Source organism: Streptomyces sp. NBC_00122 (assembly GCF_045160845.1).
Taxonomy (GTDB): Bacteria; Actinomycetota; Actinomycetes; order Streptomycetales; family Streptomycetaceae; genus Streptomyces.
The window spans coordinates 5,490,307-5,504,750 of record NZ_CP108191.1; the positions used below are offsets into that span (position 1 = coordinate 5,490,307).

General features: G+C 69.5%; 14 protein-coding genes and 1 pseudogene. 4 read left to right on the forward strand and 11 right to left on the reverse strand.

Going from position 1 to position 14,444, the window contains the following annotated elements; all coding sequences use genetic code 11:
* Positions 1-300: 300 nt before the first annotated feature.
* From OG737_RS25330 to OG737_RS25340, 3 genes and pseudogenes are all read right to left on the reverse strand, one after another.
* A pseudogene (locus OG737_RS25330) lies at positions 301-973 on the reverse strand (nucleotidyl transferase AbiEii/AbiGii toxin family protein).
* A 5-nt stretch (positions 974-978) separates the two neighbouring features.
* Positions 979-1,371 (reverse strand): hypothetical protein, encoded by a 393-nt coding sequence (locus OG737_RS25335; RefSeq protein ID WP_266662337.1) that lies wholly within the window; start codon positions 1,369-1,371, stop codon positions 979-981.
* A 371-nt stretch (positions 1,372-1,742) separates the two neighbouring features.
* Positions 1,743-2,909 carry a magnesium and cobalt transport protein CorA gene (locus tag OG737_RS25340; RefSeq protein ID WP_405922022.1) on the reverse strand — a complete coding sequence of 389 codons (1,167 nt, stop codon included), beginning with the start codon at positions 2,907-2,909 and terminating at the stop codon, positions 1,743-1,745.
* A gap of 394 nt (positions 2,910-3,303) precedes the next feature.
* Between OG737_RS25340 and OG737_RS25345 the strand changes: the two genes are divergently transcribed.
* A complete protein-coding gene (locus OG737_RS25345; protein ID WP_328928494.1) occupies positions 3,304-3,522 on the forward strand; it encodes a hypothetical protein in 219 nt (72 codons plus the stop codon).
* Positions 3,523-3,547: 25 nt separating this feature from the next.
* Here the strand turns inward: OG737_RS25345 and OG737_RS25350 are convergent, their stop codons facing one another.
* Positions 3,548-3,676: a hypothetical protein gene (locus tag OG737_RS25350; protein WP_405922023.1), complete on the reverse strand. Its 129-nt coding sequence runs from the start codon at positions 3,674-3,676 to the stop codon at positions 3,548-3,550.
* 197 nt (positions 3,677-3,873) lie between these two features.
* Between OG737_RS25350 and OG737_RS25355 the strand changes: the two genes are divergently transcribed.
* Both OG737_RS25355 and OG737_RS25360 read left to right on the forward strand, forming a co-directional pair.
* Positions 3,874-4,986: a winged helix DNA-binding domain-containing protein gene (locus OG737_RS25355; protein ID WP_405922024.1), complete on the forward strand. Its 1,113-nt coding sequence runs from the start codon at positions 3,874-3,876 to the stop codon at positions 4,984-4,986.
* 322 nt (positions 4,987-5,308) lie between these two features.
* Positions 5,309-6,850, forward strand: a complete 1,542-nt coding sequence (locus tag OG737_RS25360; protein ID WP_328928497.1) for an AMP-binding protein — start codon at positions 5,309-5,311, stop codon at positions 6,848-6,850.
* 154 nt (positions 6,851-7,004) lie between these two features.
* Here the strand turns inward: OG737_RS25360 and OG737_RS25365 are convergent, their stop codons facing one another.
* From OG737_RS25365 to OG737_RS25385, 5 genes are read right to left on the reverse strand one after another with little or no spacing between them, the layout of a single operon-like run.
* Complete coding sequence (locus OG737_RS25365; protein ID WP_328928498.1) at positions 7,005-8,207, reverse strand: aminotransferase class I/II-fold pyridoxal phosphate-dependent enzyme; 1,203 nt, start codon at positions 8,205-8,207, stop codon at positions 7,005-7,007.
* Positions 8,197-8,934 (reverse strand): alanyl-tRNA editing protein, encoded by a 738-nt coding sequence (locus OG737_RS25370; protein WP_328928499.1) that lies wholly within the window; start codon positions 8,932-8,934, stop codon positions 8,197-8,199. Before OG737_RS25370 ends, OG737_RS25365 begins: the two co-directional genes overlap by 11 nt.
* Complete coding sequence (locus OG737_RS25375) at positions 8,927-9,910, reverse strand: pyridoxal-phosphate dependent enzyme (RefSeq protein WP_405922025.1); 984 nt, start codon at positions 9,908-9,910, stop codon at positions 8,927-8,929. Before OG737_RS25375 ends, OG737_RS25370 begins: the two co-directional genes overlap by 8 nt.
* Positions 9,907-10,929 (reverse strand): DMT family transporter, encoded by a 1,023-nt coding sequence (locus tag OG737_RS25380; protein WP_328928501.1) that lies wholly within the window; start codon positions 10,927-10,929, stop codon positions 9,907-9,909. The genes OG737_RS25375 and OG737_RS25380 overlap by 4 nt, the downstream gene beginning before the upstream one ends.
* A complete protein-coding gene (locus OG737_RS25385; RefSeq protein ID WP_328928502.1) occupies positions 10,926-11,828 on the reverse strand; it encodes a hypothetical protein in 903 nt (300 codons plus the stop codon). Before OG737_RS25385 ends, OG737_RS25380 begins: the two co-directional genes overlap by 4 nt.
* A 331-nt stretch (positions 11,829-12,159) precedes the next feature.
* Here OG737_RS25385 and OG737_RS25390 point away from each other — a divergent pair, with 331 nt between their 5' ends.
* Positions 12,160-13,107, forward strand: a complete 948-nt coding sequence (locus OG737_RS25390; protein ID WP_328928503.1) for a LysR family transcriptional regulator — start codon at positions 12,160-12,162, stop codon at positions 13,105-13,107.
* 68 nt (positions 13,108-13,175) lie between these two features.
* On the opposite strand, the gene OG737_RS25395 is transcribed toward OG737_RS25390, so the two are convergent.
* Both OG737_RS25395 and OG737_RS25400 read right to left on the reverse strand, forming a co-directional pair.
* Positions 13,176-13,760, reverse strand: coding sequence for a hypothetical protein (locus OG737_RS25395; protein WP_405922026.1), 585 nt, complete (start codon positions 13,758-13,760; stop codon positions 13,176-13,178).
* A 131-nt stretch (positions 13,761-13,891) separates the two neighbouring features.
* Positions 13,892-14,380 (reverse strand): glutathione peroxidase, encoded by a 489-nt coding sequence (locus OG737_RS25400; RefSeq protein WP_328928505.1) that lies wholly within the window; start codon positions 14,378-14,380, stop codon positions 13,892-13,894.
* Positions 14,381-14,444: the final 64 nt, after the last annotated feature.

The following is a 14,444-nucleotide window of genomic DNA, read 5'->3' on the forward strand; positions in this document are numbered from 1 at the left end:
CTCGAACGGCCCCATCATGGCGCTGCCGGTGTGCCGAGCTCAAACCCGGTTGCGGCGGCCACCGTCCTTCTGGGAACACACGGTCCCGACGCCGCCCGATGCGGACATCCTCTGCCCTCGCGACCTTTCGCAGGGCGGCACAGGCGCTCGGGAGCGCATGGCCCTACCGGCCACGGCTGTCGCAGCCCTCGACATGTGCGGACGCGGCGCGATGCCGGGTTTCGTAGCCCGTCCGGTGTCTGAAGTTCTTGGGGCTGGTCGGTCTTGTCGGCAGGCAGATGCGGTCTCGTCCGGATTCGATCAGTCGATGTCCGGATCACCGGACTCTTCGAGGAGTCGGGCCGCGAGGTCATCGGCCCACTCCACGGCCCAGGTACGAAGAGCGGCGATGGTGGTCTCATCCAGGCCGTAGGCCCCGAAGGCTTCGTCGTCAGTCCACTCGGCGCCCGTGAGGTTCGCCTGCAAGTCCTCGCGCTCGAAGCGGCCACGGGCGTGGCGGCGGCCGAACTCCTCGAGTTCAGAGTTCGTTCGTCCAGCGGCGGGAGGCAGCGAACACGTCGATCAGGTCGCGGGGCGCTCCGCGGTCGGCGAGGGCGCGAACCTTGGTCCCGATCACGTCCTCCTCCGCGAGGACGGGCCCGTACGGGCTCTGGGAGACGGGCCGCCAGAAGATTTCCTTCAGGATGTCGACTTCACAGTCCTGCCCGGTGACCGGGTCGGTCACGGTGAAGCGAGCGGACAGCGGGGCAGTTTCCAGCGCCTGCACTCTCCAGCCCCGGGCCTCGAGGCCGCGACAGACTGCGGCCGCGATGTCGGCCATGGGCGCCGGGTTCTCGGTGGCGACATCGAGGTCCTGGCTGGGACGGTTCACGAGGCGGTGCGCCCTCACGGCATACCCGCCGGTGAGGACCAAGGGATACGGCGAGCCGAGGGCGATCACATCCGCCAGGAGCCGCGTGTGCAGCTCCGGCATGTCCGTCACGCGGCTGCCCGGGTGCGGGAGGCGAGCTGGGGAAAGGCGTCCTCCCACACGGTGCGCACGGTGCGACCGACGAGCGTGCGCAGCACGGGCCACAGCTGGAGGAGTAGATCCTGATTGAGGTAGAGGGGCAGGTCGTCGTGCAGGCCCTCGTGCAGGACGGTGCGGTACAGGCCCACGCGCTGGCGAGGTTTGCCCAGGTCGTACGAGGTCATCCCGGACCAGGCCAGGTGCAGCGGCAGCTCTACGACACCGTGCGCCGGCCCGTGCAGCTCGTCCAGCGATTCCGGCAGACGGCGCCGGAACTTCTCCTGGTACAACGCGAGGTCCTCGGCTTCCGCGCCGGAGAGCTCCCTCGGCGCGGGTGCAGGATGCTGTGGGCTGGAGGACATGCCTCCATTATGGCGGCCGCAGAAGCGATGCGGGCCGTGATGCGCGGGCCTGCGCCCAAAGTGAGCCAGGTGTGACTCCGTGCCGATGTCACTTTCTGTGATCAGTTGCGCGTGCAGCAAGGGCGCCGCGAGATGTTGAGCACGAAGAGGCGAAGCCGCGGATGCAGGACGTGGATCGCCAGTCGATTCTCCCCGGATTCTCCCCAACGCCTACAGGAGGGCAAAAATCCTGGTCAGGGCCTTGCTGGAGGCAGGTAGACGAGATCACCCGCATCACTTCTCCCCAGGCACTCCCCAGCGCCCCGTATGGCTCTCCGATCGAGAGGAGCAAGAGCAATCCATGCAAGCTGCTTGAGCAGAGTCGGCCGACTCTAGAGCCAGTCCCGGCGCTTGAAAATTGCGTACAAACTGACGCAAACCACACCCATCAAGCCGACCGCGAAGGGGTATCCGAGACTCCAACTCAACTCAGGCATCTGCTCGAAGTTCATGCCGTAAATGGTTCCCACGAGTGTGGGCGCAAACAGAATGGCCGCCCAGGAGGAGATCTTCTTGATCTCCTCGTTCTGTTCGAAGCCGGCTTCGGCCAGGGCGCGCATTTCGGCGTTCTGTTGCTGGGAGACCAGGGTGGCGTTCACCGTCAGGATTTCCGTGAGGGCCTGGCGGAAGCCGTCGACGCGCTCGCTGGTGTGGGTGACGTGGTCGGCCACGTCGCGGAGGTAGCGCTGGAGTTCCTCGTCCGTGCCGTACTTGGCGAAGCCCGCCATCAGGCCGTGGATCATTCCGACCAGGGGGCGGGTGGCGCGCTGGAACTCGACCATTTCGCGGGAGAGTTCGTAGATGCGGCGGGAAACCGCCGGGTCGCCGCGGAAGACCTCCGTCTCGATCTCGTCGATGTCGGTCTGGACGCCCTCGACGACCGGGGCGTAGCCGTCGACCACCGCGTCGAGGATGGCGTACAGGGCGGCCTCGGGGCCGAGGGAGAGGAGCTCCGGGGTCTCCTCCATGCGGCGGCGGACCGACGAGAGGTCCGGGGCGCCGCCGTGGCGGACCGTGATCAGGAAGTCCGGGCCGACGAAGATGTGGAGCTCGCCGAACTCCACCTCCTCCTGCGCGTCCAGGTAGCGGGCGGCGCGCAGTACGACGAACAGGGTATCGCCGTAGCGTTCCAGCTTGGGGCGCTGATGGGCCTCCAGGGCGTCCTCGACGGCGAGCTCGTGGAGGTTGAACTCGCCTGCCAGAGAGTGCAGTTCGGGCTCGGTGGGGCGGTGCAGGCCGATCCAGGCCATGCCTTCCGGTTCCTCGCGCAGCAGCCGGAAGGTGTCCGCCAGGGTGGTGGGGGAGGCGATGCGGCGGCCGTCGCGGTAGACGGCCGAGTCGATCACGCTGCGGTGGTTCGGGGCGGCTGGGTCCGACGGGGCGGGCTGCGGGGCGGCCGGAGGTCCCGCCGGGGGCGTGTCGGACGGGGAGGCGGGGCGACGCCAGCCCGCGCGCTTGCCGACGGAGGGAGAGGGGCGGCGGTCTGGGCGCTCCGACATCGCAGGTCTGCTCCCGGTAGAACGGTCGAACGTCTGTTTACGGGCAAGAGGCAGGATATACGGGAGAAAAGGGCGCCGGACCTCGTGTCCGGGACTTCTGCGACCGTCGCCCCGTGGGACGCGCCGCCGACTTGTGGACAGCAGGTGTCCGCAAAGGGAGCTGCCATGGCCCGCACCGAATCGCGTGCGCTCAGCCCGCCGCCGCTGCTGCCGGGCCACCCCCGGTCCGCCCGACCCTTCCGAAACGGCCTACGGCACACCAACGACCGATCCGGCTCGCCCGCACCCTGCCGCCCCCAGGGGCATCCGATGGGAGTACTTGTGCATGCCACGGACATGCCGCCCGGTCATCCTGGGAAGACCCAAACGGGCTAAACCCCGAGAGGAGCAAGCCATGCGCGTTCGACGACTGCTCGGCCTGGCCCTCGCAACCCTGGCCTTCGCAGGAATGAGCGTCACCGGGTCCTTCGCGGCCGAGGCGGCCGCACCCCAGGTGTCCTTGGCGGACTGCAAGTACGGCGGCGGTTACCAGGTGAAGCACAGCAACGGTTACTGGTACTGCGAGGGCGGCAAGTACGACGGCCAGCGGATCTACGAAAGCAGCGGCTACTGACCACACGCGACCCCGGGTCGTCGGCTCACTGCCGACGACCCGAGGCGTTCGTGCCGACGGCCTGTTCCCCGGTCGTGAGCTGAACCAGCCGGCCGAGGCGGCCGCGCCCCTTGGCGGCCGTGCGGGAGGTGCCCGCCGTGGCGAGCGTCCTCACGGACGTGGAGCCCGGGGCCGCCGTGCACGGGATCCGCAGAGCGATGGCTCACACGGCATTCGGTACACGAGTTACATGAGTTACGCGAGTTACGTGAGTTGCGCGAGATCCGACTCCGGCGCCACCTGATCGACGGCTGCCTCATCGCCGCCGACTTGCGGACAGTGGTTGTCCGCAAGGGGAGTTAGGTTGCTGCCATGGCCTCCAGGACAACGCATCCCGTGCTCGACACCCGCGCACTGAACCGTGCCACGCTCGCCCGCCAGTTGTTGCTGAGCCGCGCCGAGATGTCCGCGCGGGACGCGGTCGCGCACCTTCTCGGACTCCAGGCGCAGAACGTGAAGCCTCCCTACTTCCAGCTCCACGCCCGCCTCGCCGACTTCAGGCCCGCCGAGCTGGCCGGCCTGATGGAGTCCCGGGAGGCCGTCCGGATGGTCACCATGCGATCCACCATCCACACCCACACCGCCCACGACGCCCTGACCCTCAGGCCCCTCGTCCAGCCGGCCCGGGACCGCGAGGTGAACTACTTCCGCAAGGGGCTCGTCGGGGTGGACCTCGAACGGCTCGCCGAGCTCGCCCGTGCCTTCGTCGAGAGCGAGCCGCGCACCATGGGAGAGATCCGCGAGGAACTGCTGGGGGAGTGGCCCGAGGCCGACCCGCAGTCCCTGTCCGTCGCCGCCCGGTGCCGGCTCCCGCTGGTCCAGGTCACGCCCCGCGGCGTGTGGGGGCGCAGCGGCGGGGTCCGCCTCACCACCGTGGAGAACTGGCTCGGGCGGCCCGCCGGGGAGGCGCAGCCCGTGGACGACGTCGTACTGCGCTACCTGGCCGCCTTCGGACCCGCCTCCGTCAAGGACATGCAGATCTGGGCCGGGCTCACCCGGCTGCGGGAGGCCTTCGAGCGGTTGCGCCCCGGCCTGGCCGTCTTCCGCGACGGGAACGGCGTCGAGCTCTTCGACCTGCCCGACGCACCCCGGCCCGACGCCGACACCCCGGCGCCGCCCCGCTTCCTCCCCGAATTCGACAACCTCCTCCTCTCCCACGCCGACCGCTCCCGCGTCGTCGCCCCCGAGATCAAGGGACGTACCTGGACGGGGAACCAGGCCCACTGCACCCTGCTCGTCGACGGCTTCCTCGCCGGCCTCTGGAAGCAGGAGGGGAGCGAGGTCACCGTGGAGCTGTTCGGGAAGGCCTCCCCGGCGCGGAGGGAGGAGATCGCCGCCGAGGCAGAGCTGATGGTCAGCGCCATGAGCGCAGGATCCGAGGCCCCCGCGAAGGTCTCCGTACGCTTCGCGTCAATCCACGGCTGACGCCGCTCTGGTGGTGCGGACGCCGCACGCGGCACGATGCCTGGCATGACGACCGAAAGTGCGCGGGCCGAAAGTGCGCGGGCCAGGAGTGTACGGGCCGAAAGCGCGCGGCCCGGCAGTGCGCCGAACGGCGCCACCGCCCCGTTCCCGGCCGCGCGCGACGCCGACGGGTACCTCACCGCGTCGGGCGCTCCGACGACGTCTTCGAGGCACCGAGATCAGGTGTCATTCGTTCTCCATTGCAGCTGACCGCGTGACCGCCGATGTCACGGCGTGCCGTCGGCGCCGCTCCATGCAGTTGTCCCGATACCAGGAGAGAGCAATGCGGATTCCGATGACCGTCGCGGACTTCCTCGACCGGGCCGAGCTGGGGTTCTCCTCCAGCGCCGGCGTGGTCGACGAGCCGGATCAGCCCGGGCCGCCGGTGCCCGTGTCGACGTACGGGCGGCTGGGTGAGCGGGTTCGGGCCTGGCAGGCGGGCTTCGACCGGCTCGGCGTCGGTGAGGGCGAGCGGGTGGCGGTGGTCAGCCACAACTCGGCGCGGATGCTTGAGCTGTTGTTCGCGGTGCCGATGAGCGGTCGGATCTGTGTGCCGGTCAACTTCCGTCTCAAGCCCGAAGAAATCGACTACGTGCTGCAGCAGAGCGGGGCCTCGGTCCTGCTCGTCGACCCGGAGCTCGACGAGATGCTCTCCGGGATCAAGGTCCGCCATCGGTTCGTCCTCGGTGAGCAGACGGACAGTGAGCTGATGTGCTTCGGCGTCGAGCCGCGCCCGTGGTCGAACCCGGACGAGGACGCCACCGCGACGATCAACTACACGTCGGGCACCACCGCCCGTCCCAAGGGCGTGCAGCTGACCCACCGCAACATCTGGGTCAACGGTCTGACCTTCGGGCTGCACACCCGTGTGTGGGAGCGCGACGTCTACATGCACACGCTGCCGATGTTCCACTGCAACGGCTGGGGAATGCCGTACGTGATGGCCGGACTCGGCGTCAAGCAGGTGGTGCTGCGCAAGGTCGACGGCGCCGAAATCCTGCGTCGCGTGGACGAACACGGTGTCACGCTCATGTGCGGCGCGCCCGCGGTGTGGAACGCGGTGCTCGATGCGGCGACGACATGGCAGGGCGAGATCCCGGGCCGTGACCGCGTACGGATCGTCTGCGCGGGAGCCCCGCCGCCGAGCAAGATGATCCAGCGGATCGGTGAGGAGCTGGGATGGGAGTTCACGCAGATCTACGGCCTGACCGAGACCTCGCCGCTGCTCACCTTCAACCGGGCCCGGCCCGGCGATGCGGACCTGCCGGGGGAGGAGCGGGCGCGCAAGCTGTCCCGCGCGGGGCTGCCGGCGCTCGGGGTCACACTGAAGGTCTCCGACTCCGGTGAGGTCCTGGCCCGGTCGAACGTCGTGCTGGACGGCTACTGGGGCAAGCCGGAGGAGACGGCGGCCGTCCTGGAGGACGGCTGGTTCCACACCGGCGACGGCGGCACGATCGATGAGGCCGACGGGCACCTGACGATCTCCGACCGGAAGAAGGACGTGATCATCACCGGCGGTGAGAACGTCTCGTCGATCGAGGTGGAGGACGCGATCTTCAGCCACCCGGCGGTCGCCGAGGTAGCCGTCATCGGCGTGCCGCACGAGAAGTGGGGCGAGACGATCAAGGCCCTCGTGGTCCTGGCCGAAGGCGCGACGGCACAGGAGTCCGAGATCATCGCCCACTGCAAGCAGCGGATGGCCGGCTACAAGGCACCGACCACGGTCGAGTTCCGCGATGCCATCCCGCGCACGGCCACGGGCAAGATCCAGAAGTTCAAGCTCCGCCAGCCGTACTGGTCCGGTCTCGACCGCGAGGTCAACTGACCGGCGAGCCGTTCCTGGTCGGCTGGAATCTGCCTCGGTTGGAATCTGCGCAGGTCAGGGTGGTGACGAGTCGAAAGGCTCGTCGTGCGCAGATTCCAACCGAGCACACCAGGCAACTGGCAACAGGCCCCTCAGTGCCCGGCCACGCCACCGTTCACAGCGCTGCCCCGATCCGGTCGAACGCCTCGCCCAGGACCGCTGGATGGCTCGCGGCGTTGATCCGGAAGAACCCGGCGTAGGCATCGCCCCCGAAGCCGGCCCCGGGAAGGGTGTGGACCCGGGCGTCGGTGAGGGCGCGGGCGAAGCGCTCCGCCTGGTCCGGCGCAGGGATTCCCGCCCACACCAGATAGGTGGCCTCGGGTACGACGACGTCCACCTGCAGGGGGAGCCGGGAGAGTTCCGTACGGACCAGTTCCACACGCTCGGCGAGCAGGGCACGCAGTGCGGTCAGCCAGCCGGTCCCCTGCTCGTAGCAGGCGACCGTGGCGATGGCACCGAGGCTTCCGGGGCGCCCGAGCAGACCCTGCGGCAGTCCGGCGAGCGCCCCGGCCGTGCGGTCCGAGGCGTAGACCGTGGCGCTCTTCAGGCCGGCGATGTTGAACGCCTTGGACGCCGAGGTGAGGCCGAAGGCCCGGGCCCGGTGCGCGGCGGGATCGGCGAACACGGACCGCGGCTGCCGCGCGAGCCCGAGCGGCATGTGCACCTCGTTCGCGAGCAGCAGCAGATCGTGCTCCAGTACGAGGGAGAGTGCCGCGGAGGTCTCCTCGTCATTCCAGGCCCGCCCTACCGGGTTGTGCGGCTGGCAGAGAATCCAGGCCCCGGCACCGGCTGCGGCGGCAGCGTCGAGCGCTGCGAAGTCGTGACGCCAGCCGGCCGCGTCCCGCAGCAGGGGCACGGCCACCGGCCGCATGCCGGCCTCTTCGATCACCGTGAACAGGTCGCCGTACACCGGTGTCTCCACGATGACGGGGGTGCCGGGCGGCAGCTGGTCCCGCAGGAGTGTCCGGAGCCCGGCCAGTATGTCCGTCGTGCAGCGAAGCCCCGCTGTGGAGGCGTGGTGCTCACGGGCCAGATGGCGTGCGCAGGCCTGCTCCTGCTCGCCGGTGAGGCCGTATCCCGTCTCGCCGTCCCGCACGGCGCGTTCGAGGGCGCTGCGGAGGAACTCCGGTGTCTCCAGATCCATTTCCGCGACACCGAGGCAGATCCGGTCCGGTTCCGGCGGGCCCACCTGCCACTTCAGGGTGCGCCGGCCGCGCAGGACGTCCGCGTCCGCTATGAACCGCGGGGCGTCCGCATGCGGCTCGGCGGCCCCTCGGAGCGGGGTGTCCGCGCGCGTGGGGTGCTCGTCAGTCCGCATCGCGGTCCAGCTCGACATAGAGGCGGGTGCCGCCCTTCCCCTTGGTGCGGCGGCGCACGGTGATGCCGCCCCGGATCTCCTTCGGATGCCGCACGTGGGTGCCGCCGCAGGGGATCTCGATCTCTCCCGAACGCCAGACGAAGACGTCGTCGGCCCCCGGCAGGGGGGTCACGACCGCCTCCCCGGCGGACCCGAGCAGGGCGAGGACACGGCCTTGGATCTCCGGCACCGCCTCGCTGGGGATCGCGCAGCCGAAGTCGAAGCGCGCGGCGCTGTCGCTGATGTGACAGCCGCGGGTCGAGCGCGTCTGGCCGTGCGCCGAGAGGTATTCACCGGTGGCGTGGAACAGGAAGTGCGCCAGGGTGTGCATCTGCATGTTGCGGAAGCGGCGTTCCCAGTCGATCTCCATGGTGACCTCCGCTCCCACCTCCAGCGAACACGGTTCCTCGAACACGTGACAGAACACCGAGTCGATCGTGGCGACTTCACCGTTGGGCAGCTGGTAGGGCCGGCCGCCCGCCTTCTGCACGTCCACCACACGCCGGCCGTCGATGCTTCCCTGGTCGGCGACCTGCCCGCCGGACTCGGCGTAGAACAGCGACCGGTCGAAGACCGCATGGTGCCCCTCGACCGCCAGCACGACTGCCGTCGCGGTCGTCGCGTACGGGTCGTGGTGGTAGACCTGGGCAGTGGCGGGAGCCTTGCTCCACAGGGCGGGGCTAATCATCGGTCCGTCCTCCGTTCAGCAGCGTGGTTCCGTACAGTTCGCCGCGGTCGGCGAAGAAGGTGAGGATGTCGCCGTCGGCGGACGGGCCCAGGTCCGCGGCGAGTTGGCCCGCGCCCATGAAGCAGACGCCGGACGATCCGCCCACGCTCAGGCCTCTGGCGGCCAGCTCCCGGACTCCGTCGCAGGCCTGCGCGTCGGACACCTGGTAGACGCCGCTGACCCGGGTCCTGGCCGCGTCGATCACGGCGGGGATCCGGTTCTGATTGCCGGTTCCGCGCAGGATGCTCCGGGCCGGCGAGCCGCCGAAGGTGATCGAACCCTCGCGGTCCGCCACGTAGGAGGGTATGCCCTTGGCCTCCAGCATCGCGGACAGCGCGGAGAAGTGGCCGCCGCTGCCCACGCAGAAGATTCCGGCGGTGATCCGGGAGAAGTCGAGGACGCCCATCAGGTGCGGCACCACCCAGCGGGTGTACACCTGCGGGTTGAGCGGGCTGTCGTTCTGGTTGGTCCAGTAGAAGTCGGGGTGCTCGGACAGGATGGTCCGCAGCAGGTCGTCGCGGGCCTGCTGGCTGCCGAGGACCGGATGCGGGGTCCCGGCGATGTGAAGGACCCCGCCGACCAGTTCGATCTTCCGTCGGGTGATGTCCGGGATGCCGGGATCGGTGACCAGGTGCACGGGGTGTCCGAGCAGCCGGCCGGCTACCGCCAGGCCGAGTCCGAGGGAGCCCGAGGTGGACTCGACCACGGTCTGGCCCTCGGCGAGCAGTCCCTGCTCACGGGCCAGCAGGAGCAGCCCAAGACCGAGGATCGACTTGAAGCTGGACTCGGTGGCCGGGCTGCCGTGGATCGCGCGCAGCCGCAGTCCGCCCGTCTCGAAGCCGCCGCAGTCCACGGTGCTCAGCCGGCTGAGCTCTTCGATGAGTTCGTAGGGGTCGGGGCCGCGGTGGGGCAGCACCGAAGGGTGGGACCGGCTCACTTCTTGCCCTCCAGGAGGTTCTTGGCCCAGAAGATCGAAACGAGCAGCACGCCGATGCCCGCCATTTGCACCAGGCTGAGACGCTGGTCGAACAGGACCAGGCCGTAGACGGCCGCGGCGACCGGCTGCAGCAGCACGAAGAGCGCGGCGAGCTGGAGCGGCAGGTACTTCACGGCGTGTGCCATCAGGGTCTGGCCGAGCAGCTGAGACGTCACCGCCAGGGCGATCAGCACGAGCCAGCCCTTCACGCTGGTGGGCCACATGCTCTCGCCGAGTACGGCCGCCACCGCGAAGCAGGCGACGCCGCAGACCAGGCTGAGGGTGGCCATGATGCGGGTGGCTTCGTGGCGTTCGCGCAGCCCCTTGGCCACGACGAGGAACAGCGCGTAGAACACCGCGGTGGCCAGTGCGAGGAGGTCCCCGCGCAGATGCTCGGGGTCGAGGCCCGTCCCGAGGATGACCAGGATGTACAGGCCGGCCAGCGCGAGCAGGGCGGGCAGGGCGAGCCGCCACGGCAGCCGGTCCCCGAAGAGGAGGAGGCAGAGCGGGGCGATGATGAACGGCACCAGATTGGCCAGGAGGTTCGCCTCGGCCAGCGAGGTGAAGAGGAACGAGATGTTCCACAGGCACAGGTCGGCGGCGAGGAACAGCCCGCCCAGGACGATGAGGAGCTGGTCGCGCCGCCCGATCCGAGCGGTGGCGCCCGGTTGGCCGGTGCCGGAGGCGGTGGGGGCGGAGGCGTTCAGGCGGGTGCGGCGGGCGGCCGCCAGCGACATGCCGAGCAGCATGGGCGCGGCGAGCAGCGAACGGTAACCACCGGTGGCCACCGGACCCACTTCGCTGATCCGGACGAAGACGCCGCCGAGGGCCAGGCAGCAGACCGCGAGGAGCACCATGAGCTGGGAGCGGGCGCGGTGGCCCGGCTGTTCCTCCGCCGCGGGTTCCGGCCCGTCCGGGACGGTGCCGGGGGCCTCGTGTCCCGGCTCTGTCGTCGAGTCCGTCGTGACGGTGCGGCTCATGAGCGCCCCGACTCCTTCAGTGTGTAGAGGTCGCTGTCGTAGCCGAGAGAACGCAGTTCTCGCCGGGATTCGGCGACGCGAAGATCGTGGTCCGTCTGGTGCTTCGAGAAGATGAGCCCGGCCAGCGTTCCGCTGTGCGCCACGCACACACCGAGTGCCCCCCATTCCCTTTTGACTGCCATGAGGTCCTCCAAGGACTTCTTGGGGAGCCGGTCATTGTGCAGTTCGCTGCTGAGCGTCGCAATTTCTGCGGCCGCCTTGCCGTCGTTCGCGAGGAGCGCCGCGTCGAGTTCGCGGAAGAGCCGCTCGTAGACACGGGCCTTCCCCGGGTCCTCCGGGACTTCCCGGTGGAATTCATCCGTCCGCACCCAGCCGCCCTCGTCCACCCCGACGATGCTCCAGCGCAAATCAGTGTGATATTGCGTGATCAGGGTCTGTGACCGCTGGGCGCAGGAGGCGATTCCGGGGTGCAGCAGATAGTCGCCGTATTCGAGCCGTCGGGCCACGGAGAGCGCGAGCGCGTGCGCCACCGGCGCCGGGGTCGCCGGGTAGGCCTCCCGGATGCAGAGCAGTGCGACGGCCAGGATGTCGGCGGTCGAGCTCGCATGTCCTTTGGCCACGGGAATGTTCGACGTGATGTCGATGGTGATGCCGGAGGTGGAGAGGCCCAGTTCGGCGCTGAGGGTCTCGAAGGCGGAGAGTGCCTTGGTCCGGTCGGCCGGGCTGATCGTGAGCGCTTGGGTGCCATGGCTCTCGGCTCGCCGGAGCCGCGCTGCGCAGGTCAACTCCTCGACCGGCGCCGTGAAGAGGAAGTGCTCGAACCCGTTCGCGCCCGCGGTGTAGCCCTGAAGTATTTCTCCGAATGCGCCGTGGACGGCGCTGACGATCTTGTCGTGCATGGCGTCGTTGTACGTGGCATCGAGTGCCCCCGGCAACCAAAGGCAACCTACTGGCAGCCATAAGTCGGGAGCGGCGCGGGGCTGGGCGTGAACCGCGTCACGTGCGAGCTTGTGTCAGTTGTCCCGTTAGGCACCCATTTCGATATCACCTGCCTTACCGGTGCCGAAAGGCGTACTTATATGAAATCCCCGTGATGGTCGATGTTCAAGGCTTGGCAAAATCGCCTAAGTGTCGCCGTGTGGGCCGAATTATTTCGCGCCATTGGCGCGATGTTTTCGCTCGGTAGGGGTGAGTTGCTCGATGCCATTCCTCCCGCTTACGTTTCATCCCATGATCGAGACGCGTCATCTCCGCACGCTGCGTGCCGTTGCGGAATCGGGCTCTTTTGCTGCCGCGGCGCGGCAGCTGGGCTGTACCCAGCCGGCCGTGAGCCAGCAGATGAAAGCCCTCGAACTGGCCATGGGTACTCCGCTTCTGATACTCACCGGCCGCGAGATACGGCTCACCGAGGCCGGTGCGGCCCTGGTGCGGCATTCGGTCGGGGTGCTGACCGGACTCCACGCGGCCGAGGAGGAGATGGCGGCATTCGCGGGGCTGCGCGCCGGCCGGGTCCGGCTCACCTCCTTCCTGAGCGGTACTTCGGCACTCATACCGTCCGCCCTCGCCGCGATGCGCGCCGCCCATCCGGGCATAGAGGTGTCCCTGTCGTCGTCGCCGCCTCCGCGCTCCATCGACCTCCTTCGCAGCGCCGACTGCGACATCTCCCTTGCCTTCCGCTACTCGGAGATCCCCGGCGCGGGCACGAAGACGCAGGCCGAGTGGCAGGACCTCGTGGTCCGCCCGCTCCTCGCGGATCCCCTGGTCGTGTTGGTGCCGGATACGCATCGCCTCGCGGAGGCGGAACAAGTGGAACTGGCCCAACTGGCCGACGAATCCTGGGTCATGGGCTGCAGCCGCTGTCACAGCCATCTGTTGCGGCTGTGCGGGCAGGCCGGTTTCGAACCGCGCGCGGAGTACAGGACGGACGACTACCAGACCGTGATCGGACTGGTCGCGGCGGGCCTCGGAGTCGCCGTCCTGCCGGAGCTGGCCCTCAGCGGGCCGCTGACGAGGGGAATCCGGCTGCTCCGCCTGGAGCCCGTCGTGCACCGGGAGGTGGTAGCCCTGTCCATGCCGGGCTTCCCCTCCGTCCCGGCGGTCGGACTCATGCTCCGCGAACTGGAACGCTCCGCCACCCGCCTGGCGGGCTCGTCACCGGTTCGCCCCGGCCGCCGGTGACGCGCGGCTCGGGAGCTGCCGGGGGAGGAGCGGGCGGGCGCGCGGGCTGTCTCGGCCGCGTCAGCGCGTCAGCCCGCCGATGCCCCCAGCGTCCTGCTGCGTCGCGACACCGCCGCGCGCAGGACCCGCTTGCCCTCGTTGGACAGGGCGAGGGCGCCGCGCAGCCCCGAGCCCGATTCGTCGGCGAGCATCTCCAGCAGCGCGGCCTGGCGGCGCTGCTCGCCGAGGGTGAGCGGGCCGATGCCGTCCGTGCCACCGGTGCGGTACGCGGCGATACGGGCTTCGTCGACGGCCGGGGCGCCGTCCAGCAGCTGGTGGACGGCGAGCAGTACGGTCGAGCACTCGTCGGACCAGGCGCGCAGCGCCTCGCCGCAGTAGGTCTCGGGGATGTGCTCCACCAGCCGCATCGCGTACTCGGCGAGTTCGCAGTCCGGGGTGATCCGGCTCACCCGGATTCCGGCGGCGCGCAGCCGGCCGAGCCAGCGGTCCCCTCCCTCGACGGCGACCCAGAGGGGGCGCAGCACCGACTCGTCGGCGTCGAGGCCGAGGCCTTCGACGCCTTCGAGGAGGGGCAGGCAGCGGTCTACACAGGCGACGGCGCTCGCGGCGAGGGCACGCTCGTCCGCGCGGGCGATCAGTTCCACCAGGCTCATGTTTCGTACTGCGCCATAGGGCCGACTCCCGTCACAGCAGCACCTCCCGCACCACCTCCGGCACCGCGGCCGGCTCGGCGCAGGAGTGCGACGAGCCCGGCCTGAGCCTCGGCCGGGCCCGGCGGCAGGACCTACGCGGGCAGGTGCGCCTCGATCGCGGCGACGACCTCGGGGGACTCGGGCTCGGTACGGGGACGGAAGCGCGCCACGACCTCGCCGGCGGGGGAGATCAGGAACTTCTCGAAGTTCCACTGGATGTCCCCCGCCTCGCCGTCGGCGTCCGGGACCTTCACCAGTTCCTGGTAGAGGGCGTGCCGGTTCTCGCCGTTGACCTCGGACTTCTCCAGCATCGGGAAAGTGACGCCGAAACCGGCCGCGCAGAAGGTCTGGATGTCCTCGGCGTTGCCGGGCTCCTGCCCGCCGAACTGGTTGCAGGGCACCCCGATGACGGTGAAGCCCTTCTCCTCGTACGTGAACTGCAGGCGGGCGAGCCCCGAGTACTGGGGGGTGAGCCCGCACTGGGAGGCCGTGTTCACCAGCAGGATCACCTTGCCCTTGTGGGCGCCGAGGCTGGTGGGCTCGTCGGACAGACTGGTCAGAGGGATGTCGTAAAGGCTCATCGGGCTCTCCTGGCTTGGAAGCGGACAACGGCTCCGAGCCTAAGGGCTGTCCGGCGCGTGCCCC